Here is a 20549-nt window from a genome sequence, read left to right on the forward strand (position 1 = left end):
CTATTTGCCTTGCTCGAGTTGGTCTACCCGCTCCGCTAGGAGCGCAAGTTCCTCGGCGAGGCGCTGCTCACGCCGAGCTGCGTCGGTTACCGCCACGCTCAGGTACAAAGCAATCGCGAGAAGAAGCGCGATGGCCGCAAAGAAGAGGAAGTTCGAGGTTACCTGGAATCCGAAGGACTTCGCTATCCCGTCGACAAGGCTCGGAACACTGAATAAGATCAGCATGACCACGGCCACACCGATCCACAAAGCTGCATACTTTACGAGCAGCCTGCGTGAAAAGACCAAAAACAGCACCAGCGCGATGGCGGCAAGAACAATGATCGCAACGATGATCTGGATCATGACTGGGCCTTTCTCCTGCGGATTACGAGCCTAGGGAGTGAGAGCAACAGGATAAACAGTGCCCTTGCGAGGAATACCCCGGCCAGCACTGACCCGTGGCTGGCGGTGCCTGCCTGTCTCTCGCGCATCGCTACGGGGACCTGTTCAACCCGCAGGCGGTGCCGTTTTGCGATGACGAGTGCGTCGACAGTGTCTCCGAGGTACTCTGGCGGCATTACCTGGCTGAACAGGCTGATAGCCTGTGGCCCGAAGGCGCGGAAACCACTAGTGGTGTCAGTGAGCCGGACGCGGTGCATACGTGAAAACACTCTAGAGAGTAGCCGCATCGCCCACCGCCTTGGCCCTCGCACTTGATAGCCATCGGCTCCCGCAAAGCGAGCACCGATGACCATATCCGCTGTTTTAAGCTGTGCAACGAGCCGGGGAATGTCAGCGGGTGGATGCTGCCCGTCCGCGTCGCACTGAACCACTGCCTCGTAGCCGCCTCGCTCCCCGTAGAGCAGCCCCGCGCGTGTGGCGCCGCCCACGCCGATGTTGATCGGGAGCGAAAGCACGCGTACCCCAGGTACGGTCCTGGCGGCGCTATTCGTGTTGTCTGTGGAGGCGTCATCGATCACCAAGACGTCAACATCAGGACACTCGCGTACCAGTTCGGCGAGCAAATCTGGAAGGGCTTTCTCCTCGTTCCAGGCCGGGAGGATGACGAGGGTGCGTGGTTTTGTCACTGGTCACACTCCACGCGGAACAGGGCGGCATCGCCCTGGCGGTCTACCTCGCGCAGTACCGGGTTCTCGGAGACGTGACGCAGGCCAGAGAAATGAGTCGATTTCTCAGGCGGATACGTGTTGAAGTTGGGGTCGCCGAAGTCGAGCACGTAGTCAACGCCGAGGCGGCCGAGGTAGTCACAGGCCTGCGGCCCCATCGTGCGGAGCCCGCCAGCGATTGCAGCCGCGTCAGCGTCGTACTGTGCCGTCATGTGTGGAAAGACCACCTTGCGGCCCGAGATGGCGTAGGCGTAGGCTGAGCCGTTCCAAGGATCTCCTGCGATGCGCGCATTCTCTGGTACCTCATCGCTGAGTCGCTCGAGCAGCGCGAGCTCATCGGCAGAGAGCATATCGGGATCCTCGTTATTGGCGGGCGAGGTGGAGAAGAGCCCGGTCATCCAGCCAATTTGGGCTCCGATGTTCGCGCCTCGCGCGCCCGTCAACAGGATTACTGCCACTGCGATGACCGCGAGCGGTGGCAACCAGTTTCGCCGCACCCAAGTTGGAAAAGACTTCGCAAATCGGGGGAGCCCGTCGCGTACTGCATCGCTCAACGCGGTCGCTGCGACCGTGGCAAGTGGAACCGCCGTAATTGGAAGAAGAGCTGCGATGCGGGCAGCATCGTTATACCAGGCCAGAGTGAGCGCGTCCCTAAGCGGCCCGGTGAGGCCAATGGCAACGGCGTACATCACTACTGTGAGGCAATACGCGAGCATGAGCCACCGGTGGCACTTCCATACTGTCAATAACACCGCCCCAGCCAGTACAAACAGTGTGACGAACCAGGCCTTCGCGGGAATAAGGGGCGCATTCGAGAGTGCCCCAACAAGCCCGGAGAGAAAGGAACTCCCATAGTCTTTCTCGGTGTCACTGTTTGTAACGAGCGTCCACATCATTACGACTACTGCGAGGGCTGTGAGGACTGCAGCCCAACGCGTGGCCCGAGCGAGCGGCTGAGTCACACTTCGGTTGATGCGTGTGGCATAGGAGATAAGAAGCGGAATTAGAATCAAAGCGAAGGCGTAGACGCCATTGGGGTGGGCAAAACCCGTGGCTCCAAGCGCGCCGACGCCAGCAACCCAGAGACTGGCGCGAGGTGCAGGGACGGACTGTAGCTGCGGGCGAAGCGCGAGATGAGTGAAACCGAGCGCGACGGGTACCAGCGCAGTCGCGAGCACGTTGGGATAGAGCACCCCCCACGATAGGAGGAGATAGGGGAAGGCAGAGGAGGTCGCAGCGAAGATCGCGGCGAACAGCATGCTCGAACGTCGTCCGGCGAGGAACGGAGTCGCGAAGAAGAGTACCGCGACGGGCCATATCCACGCTGCTGTTGCAAGAGTAACCGCGTTCGTTGCGACGGGAATCGATGCGCCGCTGAGCGTTGAAACGAGTGCGACGATCGCGTGCCACAGCGTTGGATAGATCGAGGTTGTGAGCTGAGGAGCAGCCAAATTCATGTGGAGGGGAGAGGCATCTCCCGTATCGAGAATGTATGCCGTGGCGTTGAGATGAAAGACCGCGTCGTACGTCTGAGAGACATTCTCTGGTGAGGCGATTGCGCGCACCGTCTCGATCGTGATGATGGATCCCGCGACCAGCACCGGCAGCGCCCAGACGAGCCATGCCCGATCCGGTGCCCGCTCTCTGCTATCGCGCGGCAGCCAACGCCGTAGCAGGAGCGCTGCAAGAGAGAGTGTAACGGCCGTTCCGAGCACCGGCAGTATTCCCCAGCTCAGGCCCACGAATGGCGCGGCGAGCGAGGTGATCGCAATGATTGCGAGCGAGGCCGCGATCGATCCTGCAACGAGTGGAAGGCCGCGGAGGCGCAACGCCCAGGCCGTCGGCAAGCCGGGGACAGTTACGAGTGCGATCGCTACCAGGACTGCAGGAAGGATGGGTAGCCAAGAGGTGAGCAAGTTCAACGCTTGTCCTCGCGGATACGTGCTTCCATCAGCGCGACAGCGCGAGCAAGATCAGTGACGCGGGCATCGCTCCGGGCTTTCGCGCGCACGGTTGCGACGGCGAATAGCAGAGTCATGACGATGAAAACGTAGAGCAGCAGGTCGGTTCCACGTCCGATACCGAAGAAGCCCGCGATATACGTGAGCACACCTGGGAAGAGAATCGCGAGCACCGCGATGAGTACGAAACTGATCGCGAAGATGCGTTTGAGTGCCAGCGAGCGTTCACCGGGCAGATACCTCACCGCGATCGATGCCGCAATTATCACGGCTGCGATGAGGAGGAGCTGGAAAATTGACATGGTGTTTCCTAGCGGATGATGAGGTCGATGAGAATGTTTACCGAATTCAGCAGTGATTGCCCCTTCGCTTTCGAATAATCACTGTAAATGACCTCGACGGGATGCTCCGCATAGGGGAGGCCTGTACGCCCGAGTTGCACCACGATTTCGGTGCCGTGCGCCATGCGATCCTGGCGCAGCTTGATGAGGTTGAGTGCGTCGTTGCGAATAACCCTGAGGCCGTTGTGAGCATCGGTGAGCCGGGTGCGGGTGGTGAGATTTGTCACCCAGACTGCGGTTTTGAGAACGATTTTCTTGAGCAGTCCCGGCCGGGTGCGGTTGTCGAGGAAGCGAGAACCGTAGACGATCGCGAGACCTTCATTGCGCGCACGGTTCAGCATCTCAAGTGCATCTTCAACACGGTGTTGGCCGTCGGCATCAAAAGTCACGACGTAGTGAGCGCCGCGTTCGAGTGCGTATTCGAAGCCTGTCTGAAGCGCCGCTCCCTGCCCCAGGTTGATGGGGTGTCGAACGATACGCGCCCCCGCGGCCCGTGCGATTGTTCCCGATTCGTCGTTTGACCCGTCATCGATGCAGACGACCTGCGCGAATAAACCGCGGAGCCCCTGGACTACCTCGCCGATCACTTGCGCCTCGTTGAAAAGCGGAATGACCACCCAGGCATCGTTGTTGAGCATGCTCTCTGCATGGGCTGAGGGGGAATTCATGCTGTCCATTCTGGCAGATGCAACTGGCCCTCGGGGCTGAGGCCTCGGGCGGGAACCCGCGATGGTGCGAGCTTGCCAGAGAGTCAGCTTCTGACGAGTAGACTGCTGGGGTCCGCGAGAATACTGTAAGGAGCGCCGTGTGCGTTGCGATAGCCACCCGCATTTTTGATCCCGAACCGAGCGGTGCCTCGTTTCGACTTGCCGCACTAGCAGCGGCATTCACGGACGCCGGATACCGAGTCGAGGTGTTAACGGTGGAGCCGCCGCGGGGGCTCTGCGAGCTATTGCGGCGAGAAACGATGCTGCGGCTTCCTACTCCGTGAAACGGCTGCCGGTGCTACGAGATCGGGCTGGTTACAATCGCGGGTACCTGCAGTATCTGAGCTTCGACGTGCCGCTCTTCTTCCGTATCCTTTTCGGCCCCCGACGCCGTCTGATCGTGACCGATCCGCCACCCACCTCCGGCTTCTTCGTGCGCATCGCATGTTTCCTACGCCGCACCCCCTACGTCTACTACGCGGCGGATGTGTGGTCTGACGCGACGGCTTCGATCGGCGCTCCGCGAGCCGTCGTGGCCGTTGTGCGCGCCATGGAGCGTTTCGCCTGCACAGGTGCGCGCGGTGTGCTTTCGGTGAACGCAGGAGTCACCGAGCGGATCCGGGAGATCGCTCCTCAAGCAACCGTGCACACCACGGGCAACGGGATCGACACGGCGGTGTTCAAATCGAACGGTGAGACTCGGGGCGACGGACGCTTCGTTATCTATACAGGCACGGCTTCAGAATGGCAGGGTGCGGATGTTTTCGTGCGTGCGATTGCGCTGCTGCACCCTGAGCAACCGGATCTGCGTTTGGTGTTTCTCGGCCGTGGTAGTGCCTGGGAGAAGCTTCAGGAACTTGCAAATGAGCTCGACGCCCCCGTCGACTTTATCGACACAGTGCCGCCCGACGAAGCGGCTGGCTGGTTGCGGGGCGCCGTCGCCAGCGTCGTGAGCATTCACCCCGGTGCCGAATACAACTTCGCGTTCCCGACTAAGCTCTTCGCCTCGTGGGCCACCGGGACACCCACAGTGTATGCGGGTCCCGGACCGGCGCAACAGACCATCGCAGCGCATCCACTCCTGGGCGCCGCCTGCGACTATGACCCGGTCGCGGTTGCCGCGGCGCTGCGTGAGGTCGTCGGGCGCGCCGACGCTTCAGATCAGATTGCGGGTTGGGCGGAAGAAAATGTCTCCCTTGCAGGCGTGGCCCGACGCTCGGTTGGTGCTGCAGTCTCGTAGACGATTGATTTCCGGGGCGTCGCTCCCACGAAACTCGGGCGAGGGTGTCCAAGATCGAGGTTGAAACCTCAAACTCGATCCCCGAAAGAACCGGAATGGACAACGACCTGGACACCCTCGTGACGGCACTTCACGTCACGATCCACGAGTACCTGAAACGCAACCCACGCCCTGCACATACCGGCCGATTGGCATATCACGAGAAACAGCGAAACGTTCAGACCTGACCGGGCTCGCGGAGTATGGGTATTGTCTATCGCATTTCCGCCACTTTTAGGGCTTCGCCTCCACCTGCTCGCCACTCTCGAAGGACTCCCCTCAGGTTTGCACTCACTGGTGCGAAAGCTGACGAGGGTGAAGCACTTCATCGCATCCTTGAATCGACCCCAGCACCCAACTTGTCCGGGCGGAATATCATGGCCAACAAAGGCCACTGCGGAAAGGGTATCGAGTCCGAGCTCGCGCGGGGAAGGATCGCTTTGATAGGGCCCGCACGCAAAGAGAAACCACCCTTGGATGGAATACGATCCTTTCCTGCGGTCATTGACCGCGTAGCGTCACCAACGACCGGGAATTAAACATCTAGGCGTCAGAAAACGTTCGCGCGATGACGGCTACCGCCCGTTCGGCGGCGTGGCCATCGCCGTATGGGGCAGCGTTGGTGTCAGCTGGGCGAGCTCGCGTGAGCGCCGCAGAGATCTCGTCAGAAGTGTTTGCGAGCACATTCCACTCGAGCTCAATGGTTTCAACCCATTCGGTCTCAGTACGAATGGTGGTGCAGGGCACACGCAGCAGGAAGGCCTCCTTCTGTAGCCCGCCTGAGTCGGTCACGACTCCAGCGCTTGCGAGCACGGCCTTGACGAGTTCGGGGTACGCGAGCGGATCCCGGGTCGTGAGTGATCCCCCATCGAGCTTGATGCCATGCTCCTCAGCTTTTACGCGTAGGCGGGGGTGGGCCAGCAGCACCACGGGTTTGTCCGCATTGCGGAGAGCCACAGCAATCTCTGCGAGACGAGCCGGATCGTTGGTACTCTCGGCGCGGTGGATGGTCGCGAGGTAATAGGCACCTGCCTCAAATTCGCCCGCAAAGGGGTGCGGGGTGCTGCCCGCGAGCACTGAGTCACGAGTCTGGAATAGGACGTCGGTCATCACGTCGCCTACAAGCACCGAACTGGCCGCGAGACCTTCGGCGTCGAGATGCCGCATCGCCGTCTCAGTTGGCGCGAGACATAAATCGGCAGCGTGGTCAGTGAGCACGCGATTGTGTTCCTCGGGCATCGCGCGGTTGAAGGAGCGGAGACCGGCCTCGAGGTGGGCGACTGGATAGTGCAGTTTTACCGCGCTGACCGCAGCGGCAAGCGTGGAGTTTGTGTCGCCGTAGACGAGCACGCAGTCAGGTTTGAACTGATGAAGTATGTCGTCCATCTTGCTGAGCATCGCACCGGTCTGTGCCCCGTGTGAGCCGGAACCGACGTCGAGGTGAGCGTCAGGAGTTGGGATACCGAGATCTCGGAAAAAGACATCTGAGAGTAGCGGGTCGTAGTGCTGACCCGTGTGCACAATGATGTGCTCGTGCCCGGCTGCAGCGGCTGCGTGCGCGATCGGGGCTAGTTTGACGAACTGGGGGCGCGCGCCCACGACACTCATGATCTTCACCCGTCTAGTCTAGGAGGTCGCGTAGCCTGGCTAGATATCGGCCTGTCGAGCCCGACGTTGTGGTGAAGGGGGTAACATTCAAGGGCAGCTTGAACTTTGAGGGAGATGTGTGTGAATACGACCACTGCGCGATCACGTGTGCGCGGCACCCTAGTTACTGGGGTTGCGGTCGTCGCGCTTTTTTTCTCGATACTGTCACCGTGGTCTCCCTCGGCGGCGACTCCGGCCAACGCGGCTCCCGTCACCGGCTTCGATCCTGGCAACATTATTGATGATGCCGTCTTTTATGACGGTTATGCCTGGGATGCAGGGCAGATACAAAGCTTCTTGAACCAGCAGGTGCCGCGTTGTACCATCAATGATCCTGGCCGGGGCCAGTGGACTTGGGTTGGTAACAACATGGTTTCTAGCGTTTGTCTGAAAGACGCGCAGTTCACCACCGCGACCCGTGCCGCTAACGCCTACTGCAAGGCCTATGCGGGAGGTACGAATGAGTCGGCCGCGACCGTCATTGCGAAGGTGAGTCGTGCCTGCGGCATTAGCCCAAAGGTGCTTCTGGTGATGCTTGAGAAGGAGCAGAGCCTGGTCACTGATAGCTGGCCGTTCATCAGGCAGTACGAATTTGCAATGGGTTACGCATGCCCGGATTCGGGGCCGAATAACTCGGCGAATTGTGATCCAAGCCAGCAAGGCTTCCCCATGCAGGTGTATCGTGCGGCTTGGCAGCTGCAGGTGTATAAGGCACACCCCGCCAGTTACCGCTATCGGCCGTTCCAGACAAATGCGATCCAGTGGCACCCGAATGTCGGTTGTGGAACGTCTCAGGTGTACATCTCGAACTGGGCGACGGCCGCGCTGTACATTTACACTCCCTACCGACCAAACCAGGCCGCGTTGAACGCTGGCTGGGGAACCGGTGACAGCTGCTCCAGCTACGGCAACCGAAACTTCTTCAACTTCTACACCTCATGGTTTGGGAGTGTGCGCGGCGGCGTGACGGTTGATCCTAAGTTCACCGCGCACTGGAACGCGAACGGAGGGGCAAGCGGAATATACGGCAAGCCGATCGCGAGCTCGATTGCGCATGGAAACACCATCGTGACGCAGGACTTTGAACGCGGCACGATGTATTACAACTCTTGGCTCGGGGTCACCGCCGTCAACGGTGCGATCGGCACCCTCTATAGGAGCCTCGATACCATAATGAAACTTGGACCATGGGGTCCGCTCGCGTATCCGGTTGGTCCTGAGGTTGCGGTTGCTGGTGGGGTTCGCCAGAAATTCGCGAATGGTGAGATCTATTGGAGTGCTGCTACTGGGGCTCAGGCGATGAACGGGAGTATTCTTTCGTTCTACCAGAACAACGGTGGGCCTTCTGGCAGGTTTGGTTTCCCGACATCTGCGATGGTGTCTACGCCTAGTGGCTGGCGTCAGGATTTCGTCGGTGGTGCGATCTTCGTAAACCGGCAAAACGGTAAGATCGTTCCGTTGGGTAATGGTGCGTTTCTGAGTGGCTATCGAGCGGGTGGGTTTGTTGATGCTTGGGGGTGGCCGACGGATCTCGTGGCCTGTCGTCTGGTGCATGACGGTTGTACTCTGTTGACAACCAAGGGCACGATTGCGTATTCCCCTGCGAGTGGCATTCAACTTGTCTCATCGCGGCTGCTTGCAACCTGGGGTTCCCCATCTTCAGCGCTCGGGTATCCGACGGGTCCTGAGGTTGCGGTTGCTGGTGGGGTTCGCCAGAAATTCGCGAATGGTGAGATCTATTGGAGTGCTGCTACTGGGGCTCAGGCGATGAACGGGAGTATTCTTTCGTTCTACCAGAACAACGGTGGGCCTTCTGGCAGGTTTGGTTTCCCGACATCTGCGATGGTGTCTACGCCTAGTGGCTGGCGTCAGGATTTCGTCGGTGGTGCGATCTTCGTAAACCGGCAAAACGGTAAGATCGTTCCGTTGGGTAATGGTGCGTTTCTGAGTGGCTATCGAGCGGGTGGGTTTGTTGATGCTTGGGGGTGGCCGACGGATCTCGTGGCCTGTCGTCTGGTGCATGACGGTTGTACTCTGTTGACAACCAAGGGCACGATTGCGTATTCCCCTGCGAGTGGCATTCAACTTGTCTCATCGCGGCTGCTTGCAACCTGGGGTTCCCCATCTTCAGCGCTCGGGTATCCGACGGGTCCTGAGGTTGCGGTTGCTGGTGGGGTTCGCCAGAAATTCGCGAATGGTGAGATCTATTGGAGTGCTGCTACTGGGGCTCAGGCGATGAACGGGAGTATTCTTTCGTTCTACCAGAACAACGGTGGGCCTTCTGGCAGGTTTGGTTTCCCGACATCTGCGATGGTGTCTACGCCTAGTGGCTGGCGTCAGGATTTCGTCGGTGGTGCGATCTTCGTAAACCGGCAAAACGGCAGCGTCGTGTTGATGAACAACGGGGCAATGCTACAGGCTTACCGTGACGCCGGGTATGTCGATGGATCTTGGGGCTGGCCTGTATCGGCAGCGGTGTGCACCTCCAATGGAGACTGCACGATGAAGTTCGCGAAGGGCATCGCCTACTACACTCTCGCACACGGCGCTTGGTTTGTGGCAGACGTTACGGCGCCTCGTTCAAATGGTCAGGAGCCGTTCCAAGTGGAGCAGCCAACAGCTCCCGTCGAGCAAGAATCGGCTAGTGTCGGGACGAACAAGGATCAAGAGAGTGCTCCCGGTGCGCAGGAGAACACTTCATCCGAATCGCAGGGCGGGAGCACAGAGATGGCCCCCTAAGCTCGATGTGTTGAGGCCCGGAATCTTGGCGAACGCACCCAAATCGTCACGCCTGAAATAGGTGATGCTGAACTAGAAGCTGCTGTTGGGAGGCGACATCGCATCCGCAAACTCTTCTTGCGGATAATAGCCTATTTCTTTCTTGTGGGAGTCGCGTTTGCCGCGCATGGCCGGTTGCGCATTTGGGGCCGTTTGGCTGCGGGACCCGCAGCCACTCTGCCGAGGCCCGCACAGTCGGTACTCGCCGAAGCGATGCACGGGGCGGATCATCACCACGCTCATTGCCCCCGAAAGAAGCGCCTCGAGACAACTCGTTGGTCCCGGGCATGAAATGACGGGGCCCTTGAGCGTACCCGATCTCGATACACGGTGGCTCTGTTTCACGACAGCGTTACGGGCGGCTCGGGACTAGATCGTTAAGGCCGCGAGTATCACCAAAGGTGTTGTTGGTGAATTGTTGGACTGATCGGTGGGAAGTCAGGGTGCGACCTGATCCCGTAGCGTCGAATCAAACCCCGGGTATACATTGTGACGTGGGTGACCGAAGTATCTTGCGGAGAGGTGTAATGTGGATCGGCACATATCTTCCCTGACAATCCGCACTGAAATTCCTTTTCACATTTCAGAGCTTTTGCCGGACAGCATTGATCCTGGGCTGCGTATGGCACGTGGTTAGCCAGCTGACGAGTGCCTTTCTGGAGATATCGCACTCTCGATCGCATTAAGGAAGTGTTGGCTTTGGACGTCGCGGGTGTACTCGTTTGCTTCGGGAAAGCCCGGCCCCGCTACCTTTCCTGTGGTGAGCTTCTCATTTGCCAGTTCACGCAAATAGGACGCAATTCGTTGAGAGTCGTTGGTTACGATCCCCAGATCATTCTGGGAGATGAGCTCAGCAGCAACGCTTGATTCGTACCCGGTCATAATAATCGGGCGATCTGCGCCCACGTACTCGAATACTTTGCCCGAAAAGACGCCTCGCTCGCCAGGATCGTTCCACAGCAGCAGCAGCAGCGCATCGGCCTCTGCCTGCAGCGCTAGGGATGTTGCATGGTTGACCTGGCCCCGGTAGGACACGACGCGTTCGAGGTTCAGTTCCGAGATGAGCCGGAGCACTGTACCCGGCGGCGGCCCATAAAAATCGACCTCAATTTCAAGTTCCGGAGACTCTTGCAACAACTGGTGAACTCCGCGCAGGAAAGGGCCTGGATCACGTCGGTCTGGCCTCACCCAGCCACAGTGGACAATTCGGAGAGGGCCAGGTTTTGGCTCATATCTCAGATTCTTGAAATCATTGGGGTCATACCCGTTCAACACGACCACAGTTGGCCGGTCGTAGCTGATCTTAAGTTCTTCGGCGAGCGGATCGCTGACAGTGGCGAGAAGGCTCGCTTGCCTTGCGATTCGGTTCTCGACGGCCATATCGAGCCGATGGCGTAGCGCCCCGAACTGGTAGTACGTGCTCGTTGCGAGGAGATCCCGGTAGTCAATCACAAAGGGGACATCGAAATTCTTTGCAAGTTTTGATCCGACCCGTAGCGCTGTGAAGGGACCGCCGCTTGCTACGACGACGTCCGGTCGCCACGTGTCGTCCATGGCCAAACTCTGCGCTGCCTTTCCCCAAGATCTGAAGAGGTCTGGCCACACAAGACTAAGCGCGCGCGAGTAGAGAGCTCTAGCGATTGCGAACAGCCTACGCCTCTTGGCGAGGCGCGCTGGAGCCGTGGGGGCGAGCCGGGCGAACGGGTCCTGAGCGCGATGGATGGAGATGTTCGAGTGGTGGGGCTCCGCGAGGCCAGTCGCGGGAGTTTCCCGGGTGAGTACTCTCACCTCGTGTCCTGCCTCGGCCCAGTTCTCGGCAAACTTTGCGACCCGAACAGCCGAAATCTTATTCTCCGGTGGGAAGAACGGGCAGATCAGGAGGATGCGCAAGAGATACCTTTCGGATTCTAAAAACACTGAAGCGGAAGTGATGAGTTCAGCGTCTCCTATATTAGTCCGGCGAGTTCTGCCTGCCGTTTGAAATCTGGCACGGCCGCAACCACCTCATCAAATGTCCCGCTCCCAAGGATCTTTCCCCGGTCGAGGTAGCAGACCTGATCGTAGTCGCGAATGGTCGCGAGTCGGTGGGCCACCGTGATGAAGGTGACGCTCCCCTGGAGGCTCTGCATCGATTCGACGACACGATTTTCGGTTTCTGTGTCGAGTGAACTCGTTGCTTCGTCCATAACCATAACGTAGGGGTCAGCGTACAGTGCTCTGGCAATCCCGAGGCGCTGCTGCTGGCCTCCTGAAACTAAGGTGCCCCGTTCACCGAGGAGCGCATCAATGCCCTCGGGTCGATCGAGTAATTCGGTAACCTGCGCCCTTTCTAGAGCGCGGGTTACGTGGCCCGGATCATAGCCATCCTCCCAAGTGAGGGCGACGTTTTGCGCGATCGTCCCGTTGAACAGGGCTACTCTCTGGGGGACGTAGCCGACTCTGCTTCGCCACTGCTGCATGACAAGCTCTAGCGGATGACCGTCGAGCATGATGGAGCCGCTGGTCGGGACGCTGAGACCCAGCAAAATATCTATGAGGGTCGATTTGCCCGCGCCCGAGGGGCCAACGATCGCCAAGCTGGAACCGAACGGGATTGTCAGTGAAAGTCGGTCGAGGACGAGCTGATCGTTTCCTGAATAGTGAAAGCTGACGTCGCGTAGTTCGAGCTTCGCCAGAGACTGGGGAAGACGCTCGCTATCTGTGGACAAGCTACCTTCGAGAACATCCTCAGGCGATGGCGTGAGTTCTCGGATGACATCCTGGGCAAACGCTTCGTTTGCGGAAGCGGCGGTGATGCTGGCCTGAACCTGATTCATAGCCGGAATCATCCGAAAGCCCGCGGCGGCGAACATTGAGATAGCAATGGCGGACTCAGGGAAGCCGCCGCGCCAATAGGCGGCGCCACCAATGAGGAGGAAGCCACCGATGAGGGTCGCCTCAAACACATACTTGGGCAGAATGCCAAGAAATGACATGTTGGCGCGAGCTCTCGTCACAACAGCACGGTTTCTTGCGATCACCTGGCCGGCTTCGTTGAGTTTGCCTCGAAGGGTAACTTCCTTCAACGCGTCGACCATTTCGGTCATAATCGTCGCAACGCGATACGAATAGTTACGGCCACGAAGTCCCTCAAGGCGCGCCCTCCGAGACACCAGCAACTGCATTCCCCCTGAGATCGCGGTGAGATAGACAAACGCTATCAAGGCAGTAAGCGGCTGCGCCACAACTAGGACGAGCAAGACTGCGATGAAAGTGAATCCGTTTCCGGGCACCTGTGAAAGCGGCAGGATAAATCCTCGGTTGGCGGCGGAAACCGAGCCATCGACAATGCGGGTCACATCTGCGGTGCTCAGACGGGAGCGCCGTTCCCAGCTCGAGTGGGCGTAGCGCTCGAAAAGCTGATTACCGAGATGGAGTTCGTACTTCGCGAATCTCCGCGTCGCCCGCCAATGAAGCAACAAGGCAAAACCGCTCTTCGCGATGAAGAGACCGCAGATCGCAACCACGACCCATGTGGTTGCGGCAACCGGCACCTCGCCGAGGAGCGGAAGCTTGAGCGGCTCGTCCGAGACGAGAGAAGTGGCTACGAGCATGACGAGTGCGAGCGCTACGGTGTCGAGGATCGCGAGAAGTCCGGTGACGATCGAGTACCCGACATAGAAGCCCACAGCGCCTTTCGGCAGGACTCCAAAGAGGCCTTTGAGCGTCATCCAAATAGCTCTCACTCGTGCACTCTCCTAATCCTTGAAGCCTGAAGTTCAGGTCTTGATTAGCCTACAAGCCCGCGGCGCTAGTCTTAAGCGTGGATTGCGAACCAGGCAGCCTGTCTGGCTTTTCTAGCTGGATTGAGGGTTGTCAGTTGGGCTGTTAGGTAGGTCGTAGTACTCTGAGCTGTGGTCCAGCCGGGATCTGTAACAGCGGCGCGATCTGACCGTCTTGATGAAAGGGCTCACACGGATGCCTTCTAATCCACACGTTTCCCCAGAGGGTTCCTCCTCGGGCACCGTGCTTGTCTTCTTTACGAATCTCTTTCCGTTCATGCCGGGAGAAGAGTTTATTGAGGCCGAGATCAAGATACTCTCTGAAAGATTTGATGAGGTCATCGTTGTGCCTTCGTTGCCATACCGAAGTGCTTCGATGCAGCGGGAATTGCCGCCGGGGGTTCGGCTCGTGGCGCCGAGTTCTCTTGACAGTACCAAGACGAATACGCGAAAGGTGCTGAGTTTCGCCTTTAGGCATCCGTTGGTGGCCGCGGGGTCTGTCGGACGTTCGTGTCGGAGATTTCCAAGGTTGCTTCACTGTTTAGAAGACCTCAAGCTCGATCTTCTGGCTTGTATGACTGCCGAAAGCATCGCTCCGACGCTCGCGCAGGCTCTTGTTCCTTCGAAGCGGGCTGTGTTCTACAGCTATTGGATGCAAACTCCTGCGCGAACTGCACTCATGGTGAGAACCATGCTTAAGCTTTCGCACGTTGTGGTGCTGAGTCGTGCCCATCGCTACGACATATACTCCGAGCGTAAAGCGACAAAGTACCTACCGCAGAGGGAACTTCTTTTCTCCGGAATGGCTCGCGTGCTCACTGCTTCGGTCGACGGTCGCGACTACCTGCGGCGGAAGTACCCCGAGTACGCCTCAAAGATTGACGTCAGACACCTCGGCGTTGAGGCAGCAGAGAACGCGGGAAATCCGAGCAAGGAAGAGCACCACGTGGTGACGTGCTCCTATCTCGTGCCGGTGAAGCGGATCCCGCTGCTGATCGATGGGCTTGGAGAGCTGCAGCGCAGAGGAATGCCGGTGCGTTGGACCCATCTGGGGCTGGGCGACACGGAGCATGTCACAGAAGTGCAGAGTTATGCCGAGCGCGTGCTTGCGCCGGGATCCTTCGAGTTCGCCGGGCACCTCACGAACGATGAAGTCCGCGGCTGGCATGCAAACCACGCAGCTACGGTGTTTGTGAATGTCTCTGAATCTGAGGGTGTGCCGGTTTCGATTATGGAGGCACTTGCGCAGGGGCTCCCGATCATCGCGAGCGATGTTGGGGGAAACGCCGAGCTCATTGATTCGGAAGCGGGGATGTTTGATGGACTGCTGCCCCCGGACCCGACGGCCGCGGAGATAGCCGACAGAATTGAACAGCTCTGGAATGCGAACGAGAAAAGCTACGAAGGATTTGTGCAGGCGAGCCTGGATCACTGGAACCGTGAGTGGTCGAGTGCAAAGAACTACAGCGACTTCAGCGAATACTTGCTCAGCCTGGTCGCGTAGCTGTAGTTCCTAGGTCCTAGCTGGCTACTGGGCGTTGTTCAGAAACACGGAACTGCGCTCGCCCAGGATCCCTGCGAGCGTTTGTGAATAGCTTGCGCTCAGGTGGTGCTGGTCGCGGTAGACGACCACGCCGCCGATAACCGGTTCGCAGACCTCACCGGGGCAAATTTTGTCGTTAAGGTCGAGCACCTTAACGTGTTCGAGCCCGGTGGCGGCGGCGGCCTCCAGGCCCGGATGCTTGTAGGCTTCCTGCTGCGTGGTGCTACATATTTCAGGATCGCGAACGTTCGTCGCCAGGCAATCTGGGACACGGCTGTTCATGTACGGGGTGTCGACGAGCGGGATCACAACTGCGCCCGTGCCAGCGGCCCACTCCCAGCTTCGGCGCAGTCCATCCTGCAGTGACGCTGCGTCGGAGCTCTCGGCCACATCGTAGGATCCCAGCGTGCTCGTGAAAACTGCGAGGGGGCGTTCGTCTTCGATAAAAGAACGCACCTTAGCGTTCCACTCCGCACACTCGGAGTAGGGCCGATCCTTGTTTGAAAGCTCCACCGTGACGTCTGCAAAGGGGCAACTCGATTTGGTCATTGACACGAGCCTGTACCCCCGACTTGTGGCGAGCCGCTCAAGCGCGGGAAACCACTGGGCCGCGTGCGAATCACCGGTGAGCAGCAGGGTCTCGCCTCCAGTATCCCCGTAGCTGCATTCGCGCGGCTCCGTTTCTGCAACTTCCAGGTGGCAGCCGTCAGCGTAGATTTCGGGGTTGTCGCCGCCTGCATCAGCCAGCGCCGACTGAACCTCGGGGGAAAGGTGATCGAGACGCGGAACCTGGCCACCTGCGGGAATTGTGGCTGCTCCGGAAGCATCGGGATCGCTCGCTGCGGCGCTCGTGCCCGATGAGCCGAGACTGACAAAAATCATCACCGCCGCGAGCAGCGATGCAATCATGCACATCGCTCCGATCATGAAGGCTCGCGGGGCCGAGCCTCGCAGCTTCCAGCAGGTCTGGATCGGTTTCTCGACGAATCGAGTGCTCAGGTAAGCGGGGATAAACGATGCGGTTACGAGCAGCACTCCAAGCGCCACGGAAAGCTTGCCCGCTACTTGTGCCGCAACGACGAGGATCGGCCAGTGCCACAGATACAGCGAGTAAGAGAGGTTGCCGACCCGCACCATGAAGGGGTTTCCCAGCACCAAATTTCGTGGCGACGGGGCTGATCCCGGAAGCCCGCCTACGATCACCGCTGCGGCTCCCAACGTCGGGAGCAGGGCGGTTGCTCCTGGGAAGCCTACAAAGCGATCGTATAGAACCCCGCGCTAATAATTGCGAGGAGCCCGCCCCAAAACAGTAGCTGTTTGAGAACTGTTGAAATTCCGCGAAGATTAGGAACAGCGAGTGCAAGCAGGCTCCCTACGCCCAGTTCCCATATCCTGACGGGGGTGAGGAAGTAAGCCGCCTCAGGTGAGTTGGAAACCGCGACAAGCGACCAGCAAAACGAAATGAGGGTGACTGTCGCCATGACGATCGTTGCAATAGTAAGCGGCGAGAAGCCCTTTCCCTGTGACCTCAGCCACCTCTTCGCTACGGTGAGCGCGAGCACGAGTAGTGCCGGCCAAATCAGGTAGTATTGCTCTTCGATGGCGAGTGACCAGAAATGCTGCAGTGGGCTCGGTGCAGAGTCAGTATTGAGATAATCCGTCGATGCGGCAAATTGCCAGTTGGAGACATAGAAGGCGGATCCAACGATCTCTGCAGCAGTGCTCCGCCATTGTGTGATGGGAAGCCATACCACCGTGGCGATGGCAGTAGCGATAAGCACCACGGTCGCGGCTGGCACAATTCGGAGGATGCGCCGGGCATAGAAGGTTTGCATGGATAGGTGCCCTGTGCTGAGTAGCTCGCGCGCCATGATTCCCGTAATGAGGTACCCGGAGAGAACGAAAAAGACGTCAACGCCGACGTAGCCACCCGAGAGAAATGGGACCCCGGCGTGATACGTCAGGACGAGAAGCACGGCGACTGCCCGGAGGCCCTGAAGATCAGTTCGAAACTCGGTGCCGAACCTGGGGAGTACCGTCGAATCGTCGTTTGGCCGAGTTGTGATGGTGCTCATCCGGGCCTTGACTCCTGGTGTAAATAAAATCGGGGCTTGCGTTAGCGCACGAACTCAATCAACGTACCCTAGTAGACTCTACCCGTGAAGATCGTAGTCGTAGCAACCGGAAAGATCGGCCTGCCCCTCGCCACCCAGTACGCTTCAATGGGCATGAGGTGATCGGCGTTGACGTGAATCAGGCGCTGGTTGATTGCATCAATCGCGCTGAGGAGCCTTTTCCAGGTGAGGATGGCCTAGCGGAGAAGCTTGCCGAGCAGGTACCTGCTGGCATGCTCCGTGCGACTACGAATTATGCCGATGCAATCCCGAACGCGGATGCGGTCGTGCTCGTGGTTCCGCTCCTCGTTGATGAGCAGAGCGGTGAGCCGGATTTCGCATGGATGGATTCTGCAACTCGATCGCTCGCGGAGCACCTCTCCCCCGGCACGCTCGTGTCATACGAGACAACACTTCCCGTGGGTACGACTCGGAATCGCTGGAAGCCGCTCATCGAAGATATTTCGGGCCTTCGTGAGGGTAGAGATTTTCACCTTGTGTTCTCGCCTGAGCGGGTACTCACTGGCCGTGTCTATGCTGACCTGAAAAAGTATCCCAAGCTTGTTGGCGGTCTTAGCGCTGAGGGCATTAGGCGGGCAACCGAGTTTTACGAGGCCGTATTGACGTTTGACCCACGTGACGATCTACCCCGCCCGAACGGGGTGTGGGACATGGGGTCTGCCGAGGCCGCGGAGATGGCTAAGCTCGCGGAAACGACGTACCGTGACGTCAATATTGGACTCGCAAACCAGTTTGCGCGCTACTCGGACACCGTCGGCATCGATGTGTATCGAGTGATCGAAGCCTGCAACTCCCAACCGTTCAGTCATATCCACCGCCCCGGTATCGCGGTCGGTGGGCACTGCATTCCCGTGTACCCGCGCTTGTACCTGTCGACAGACCCAGACGCGGATATCGTGCGCACAGCGCGCGCCTACAACACAACAATGCCTGAGTATCTGGTGGAGCGGGTTGAGCAGACCATCGGTGATCTGCAGGGACAGAGCGTGGTTGTACTCGGGGCTTCCTACAGGGGCGGCGTGAAGGAGACTGCGGTCTCAGGAGTCTTTCCGACGGTTGCAGCACTTGTTGCGCGTGGGGCCCGGGTTAGTGTGCATGACCCGCTGTTCAGCGACGCGGAACTTGCGGGGTTTGGGTTCTCAGCTCATGCCTTGGGAGATCCCGCAGACGTTGTGATCCTGCAGGCTGATCACGCTGAGTACTGTGAACTTAGCCCCGCAGATTTTCCAGGTATCAAACTGTTTGCGGACGGTCGAAATGTGACGCCGCCGGAGAATTGGATTGGTGTTCCCCGCATCGTTATCGGCGGCTAGCGATTCAGCGATTCCCTGAGGTGGAATCGATGAGCTGGGGCCTTCGCTTGCAGCTTTGTGTGCCCTGGTGCCCGGCCAGCAGCCTGCTTCCCTCACGTTCTTGTGTCACCCCACACAAGAACGTGAGGGGATGTTCTTGTATCCGCGGACCAGCCCGTGGACCATGCGTTTGGACCACATGTGTATGTGATGTAACCCGGCTGTATGGCAATCAGGGCCTCAAAGTTGAGCGTTTCCTGAGCATGTTGAAATAGTCCTTTTGCTGCGACTTTTCTCGGCTATAGCCTGAGCGAAAGACTCGCGGGTTCCAAAGGAAATCCCTTTTTGCCTCGCGATGAAGAGAGGAAACAATGCACAAGAAAGTCGCGCTGACTTCATTCGTACTTGTGTCTTGTGCTGCCTTGGTGGTGTGGATCCCGGCCACCATCATTTTTGATTCAGCCGAGGGAAGTGTGAACGTGAATCCAGCGTCCACTCTCGCTGAACCGCTTGAGCGATCGAATAGCTCCGAGGCCGGAGGTGGTGTCCATGAGGACGGGTCCGCCGCGATCGCCGAGGTGGGGGCGCGCGAGCAGACGCTTGAAACGGCAGAGGCGCAAACGGAGACGACATGGTTCGCAGAGGATGCCAGAGTGTCGTCAGAGATGAAGCGCGAGCTTGATGCCTCTGCGCCCGCTGGGTCTGTGAAACAGCGCTACGTGGAGTTTGATGCAGCATCCGCGCTCGCAACGTTACTGGGAACCAAAGCCCTGTACGCAGCGACTCCCGGAGAGCGCAAGGTCGTGGAGGCAGAAAAGTCGCTCACCGTGCAGACCTTCGGCGATACGCCGGTGACGATCAGGGTTGACGAGGTCGCTGTGACTCAGCCTCTCGAAGGTTCCTCTGCTCCAATGGTGGAGGTGCTGGGGACACGCTTCGACAATGGCGTTCAACGCAGCGCTTCCTTCGCGTTTGTGCCCGATGAAGCTGGAGATAGTTACACACTTCGTGGGCAGCTGGAAGGATCCACGTCTGCTCCCAGCACCATCGAACCAGCGAGTAACGGTGTGTATCGTGTGGACGAGATCGACGTCGACTCGCTTGAGCTCCCCGAAGACGGTGAAGACGCAATCCCCGTGGAAGACGTTTTCGATGGAGACGAAAACGTCGAGGCTGATGCCGCCGCGGATTCTCAGCTGGACGTTGCAGGGGCCGCCCTGGCGGGTGCGACCGCCACAACCGCCACTGACGGTCTATACAATATCGACCTGCTGGTGGGATACACCCACGGAACAGGGCCGAACATTGTTGCTGAAGTCGCCTCCCAGGTTTCTCAGACGAATCAGGCATTGCAGCGTTCGCAGGTGAATGCTCGCTTGGTTCTATTGGAAACGAGGGGCGTCGACCTCAACCAGTCCGTCGATATGCGGGCGGATCTGACCTCTATGGTTAGTGGCGATGGCCAGATGGCAGCGCTGCGCGATAGGCGCGAGAGTCTTGGCGCGGATCTGGTTGCGCTTGTCGTGCCAAACGCAACGTCTGGCTCCTGTGGGATCGCCTATTTGCCGTCTCCGCAGGGGGCGTCGAAGTATGGCTATAGCGTGTCAGCAAAGCAGTGCTTTGCGAATCTGACGATGCTTCACGAAATCGGTCACAACCTTGGTGCCAGTCACAATCACGAGGCGCTTTCTGGGCCGGCCCACCCGTTCAGTTACAGTGCTGGGCATGCCGTTCCAGGCGTTGCCCGCGACATTATGTCGTACGCGTGCTCAGGTGCCCCTTGCCCCAGGATCCCGCAGTTCAGCAACCCCAACGTGTCGTTTCTTGGTTTCCCGGCATACTCCTCGGGGTTGCCGGACGAAGCGACATCGCGAGAAGCTTCAATCAGATGGCACCGATCATCGCGAACTACCGCAGCCGTCCAAAGCCATTGACTCCGGGGACACCGACAATCTCGGGCTCGTTCGTTGTTGGTTCGACATTGACGGCGAATGCT

At 58.9% G+C, this 20549-nt stretch carries 15 protein-coding genes and 1 pseudogene; 6 read left to right on the forward strand and 10 right to left on the reverse strand.

Annotation, left to right across the window (positions count from 1 at the left end):
* From G7067_RS04625 to G7067_RS04645, 5 genes are read right to left on the reverse strand one after another with little or no spacing between them, the layout of a single operon-like run.
* Window positions 1–345 (reverse strand): DUF2304 domain-containing protein, encoded by a 345-nt coding sequence (locus tag G7067_RS04625; protein WP_166322326.1) that lies wholly within the window; start codon window positions 343–345, stop codon window positions 1–3.
* Window positions 342–1070 carry a glycosyltransferase family 2 protein gene (locus tag G7067_RS04630; protein ID WP_166322327.1) on the reverse strand — a complete coding sequence of 243 codons (729 nt, stop codon included), beginning with the start codon at window positions 1068–1070 and terminating at the stop codon, window positions 342–344. The genes G7067_RS04625 and G7067_RS04630 overlap by 4 nt, the downstream gene beginning before the upstream one ends.
* Window positions 1067–3031, reverse strand: a complete 1965-nt coding sequence (locus G7067_RS04635; protein ID WP_166322328.1) for a DUF6541 family protein — start codon at window positions 3029–3031, stop codon at window positions 1067–1069. Before G7067_RS04635 ends, G7067_RS04630 begins: the two co-directional genes overlap by 4 nt.
* The gene (locus tag G7067_RS04640) at window positions 3028–3372 is read right to left on the reverse strand and encodes a DUF2304 domain-containing protein (protein ID WP_166322329.1); all 345 of its coding nucleotides are present in this window, start codon (window positions 3370–3372) and stop codon (window positions 3028–3030) included. The genes G7067_RS04635 and G7067_RS04640 overlap by 4 nt, the downstream gene beginning before the upstream one ends.
* Window positions 3373–3380: 8 nt before the next feature.
* Window positions 3381–4079, reverse strand: a complete 699-nt coding sequence (locus tag G7067_RS04645; RefSeq protein ID WP_425280694.1) for a glycosyltransferase family 2 protein — start codon at window positions 4077–4079, stop codon at window positions 3381–3383.
* Between the two features lie 319 nt (window positions 4080–4398).
* Here G7067_RS04645 and G7067_RS04650 point away from each other — a divergent pair, with 319 nt between their 5' ends.
* Together G7067_RS04650 and G7067_RS04655 are read left to right on the forward strand one after the other, a co-directional pair.
* The gene (locus G7067_RS04650; RefSeq protein ID WP_166322331.1) at window positions 4399–5358 is read left to right on the forward strand and encodes a glycosyltransferase; all 960 of its coding nucleotides are present in this window, start codon (window positions 4399–4401) and stop codon (window positions 5356–5358) included.
* A 44-nt stretch (window positions 5359–5402) separates the two neighbouring features.
* Complete coding sequence (locus G7067_RS04655; protein ID WP_166322332.1) at window positions 5403–5585, forward strand: hypothetical protein; 183 nt, start codon at window positions 5403–5405, stop codon at window positions 5583–5585.
* 355 nt (window positions 5586–5940) lie between these two features.
* Here G7067_RS04655 and wecB read toward each other — a convergent pair whose 3' ends face one another.
* Window positions 5941–7014, reverse strand: a complete 1074-nt coding sequence (gene wecB / locus G7067_RS04660) for a non-hydrolyzing UDP-N-acetylglucosamine 2-epimerase (RefSeq protein ID WP_166322333.1) — start codon at window positions 7012–7014, stop codon at window positions 5941–5943.
* A 111-nt stretch (window positions 7015–7125) separates the two neighbouring features.
* Here wecB and G7067_RS04665 point away from each other — a divergent pair, with 111 nt between their 5' ends.
* The gene (locus G7067_RS04665) at window positions 7126–9783 is read left to right on the forward strand and encodes an LGFP repeat-containing protein (protein WP_166322334.1); all 2658 of its coding nucleotides are present in this window, start codon (window positions 7126–7128) and stop codon (window positions 9781–9783) included.
* A gap of 672 nt (window positions 9784–10455) precedes the next feature.
* Here G7067_RS04665 and G7067_RS04670 read toward each other — a convergent pair.
* On the reverse strand, window positions 10456–11712 hold the full coding sequence (locus tag G7067_RS04670) for a glycosyltransferase (protein WP_166322336.1): 1257 nt from the start codon (window positions 11710–11712) through the stop codon (window positions 10456–10458).
* Between the two features lie 56 nt (window positions 11713–11768).
* Complete coding sequence (locus tag G7067_RS04675) at window positions 11769–13547, reverse strand: ABC transporter ATP-binding protein (RefSeq protein WP_166322338.1); 1779 nt, start codon at window positions 13545–13547, stop codon at window positions 11769–11771.
* 727 nt (window positions 13548–14274) lie between these two features.
* On the opposite strand from G7067_RS04675, the gene G7067_RS04680 reads away from it, so the two are divergent.
* Window positions 14275–15087 carry a glycosyltransferase gene (locus G7067_RS04680; RefSeq protein WP_166322340.1) on the forward strand — a complete coding sequence of 271 codons (813 nt, stop codon included), beginning with the start codon at window positions 14275–14277 and terminating at the stop codon, window positions 15085–15087.
* A 24-nt stretch (window positions 15088–15111) separates the two neighbouring features.
* Here G7067_RS04680 and G7067_RS04685 read toward each other — a convergent pair whose 3' ends face one another.
* Complete coding sequence (locus G7067_RS04685) at window positions 15112–16329, reverse strand: acyltransferase family protein (protein ID WP_166322342.1); 1218 nt, start codon at window positions 16327–16329, stop codon at window positions 15112–15114.
* Between the two features lie 47 nt (window positions 16330–16376).
* Entirely contained in the window at window positions 16377–17201 is an 825-nt protein-coding gene (locus tag G7067_RS04690; protein WP_166322344.1) for an acyltransferase family protein, read from the reverse strand.
* A gap of 84 nt (window positions 17202–17285) precedes the next feature.
* Here G7067_RS04690 and G7067_RS04695 point away from each other — a divergent pair.
* Both G7067_RS04695 and G7067_RS04700 read left to right on the forward strand, forming a co-directional pair.
* A pseudogene (locus G7067_RS04695) lies at window positions 17286–18574 on the forward strand (nucleotide sugar dehydrogenase).
* A 350-nt stretch (window positions 18575–18924) separates the two neighbouring features.
* Window positions 18925–20487 carry a reprolysin-like metallopeptidase gene (locus G7067_RS04700; protein ID WP_166322348.1) on the forward strand — a complete coding sequence of 521 codons (1563 nt, stop codon included), beginning with the start codon at window positions 18925–18927 and terminating at the stop codon, window positions 20485–20487.
* Window positions 20488–20549: the final 62 nt, after the last annotated feature.

It is taken from the genome of Leucobacter insecticola (assembly GCF_011382965.1).
GTDB lineage: Bacteria > Actinomycetota > Actinomycetes > Actinomycetales > Microbacteriaceae > Leucobacter > Leucobacter insecticola.

What these genes read in the sequence shown, in the direction of transcription:
- G7067_RS04680 (WP_166322340.1), top strand. Translation starts at nt 14,275, where the DNA reads ATGCTTAAGCTTTCGCACGTTGTGGTGCTGAGTCGTGCCCATCGCTAC.
- G7067_RS04625 (WP_166322326.1), bottom strand. Translation starts at nt 345, where the DNA reads ATGATCCAGATCATCGTTGCGATCATTGTTCTTGCCGCCATCGCGCTG.
- G7067_RS04645 (WP_425280694.1), bottom strand. Translation starts at nt 4,079, where the DNA reads ATGAATTCCCCCTCAGCCCATGCAGAGAGCATGCTCAACAACGATGCC.
- G7067_RS04700 (WP_166322348.1), top strand. Translation starts at nt 18,925, where the DNA reads ATGCACAAGAAAGTCGCGCTGACTTCATTCGTACTTGTGTCTTGTGCT.
- G7067_RS04640 (WP_166322329.1), bottom strand. Translation starts at nt 3,372, where the DNA reads ATGTCAATTTTCCAGCTCCTCCTCATCGCAGCCGTGATAATTGCGGCA.
- G7067_RS04690 (WP_166322344.1), bottom strand. Translation starts at nt 17,201, where the DNA reads ATGAGCACCATCACAACTCGGCCAAACGACGATTCGACGGTACTCCCC.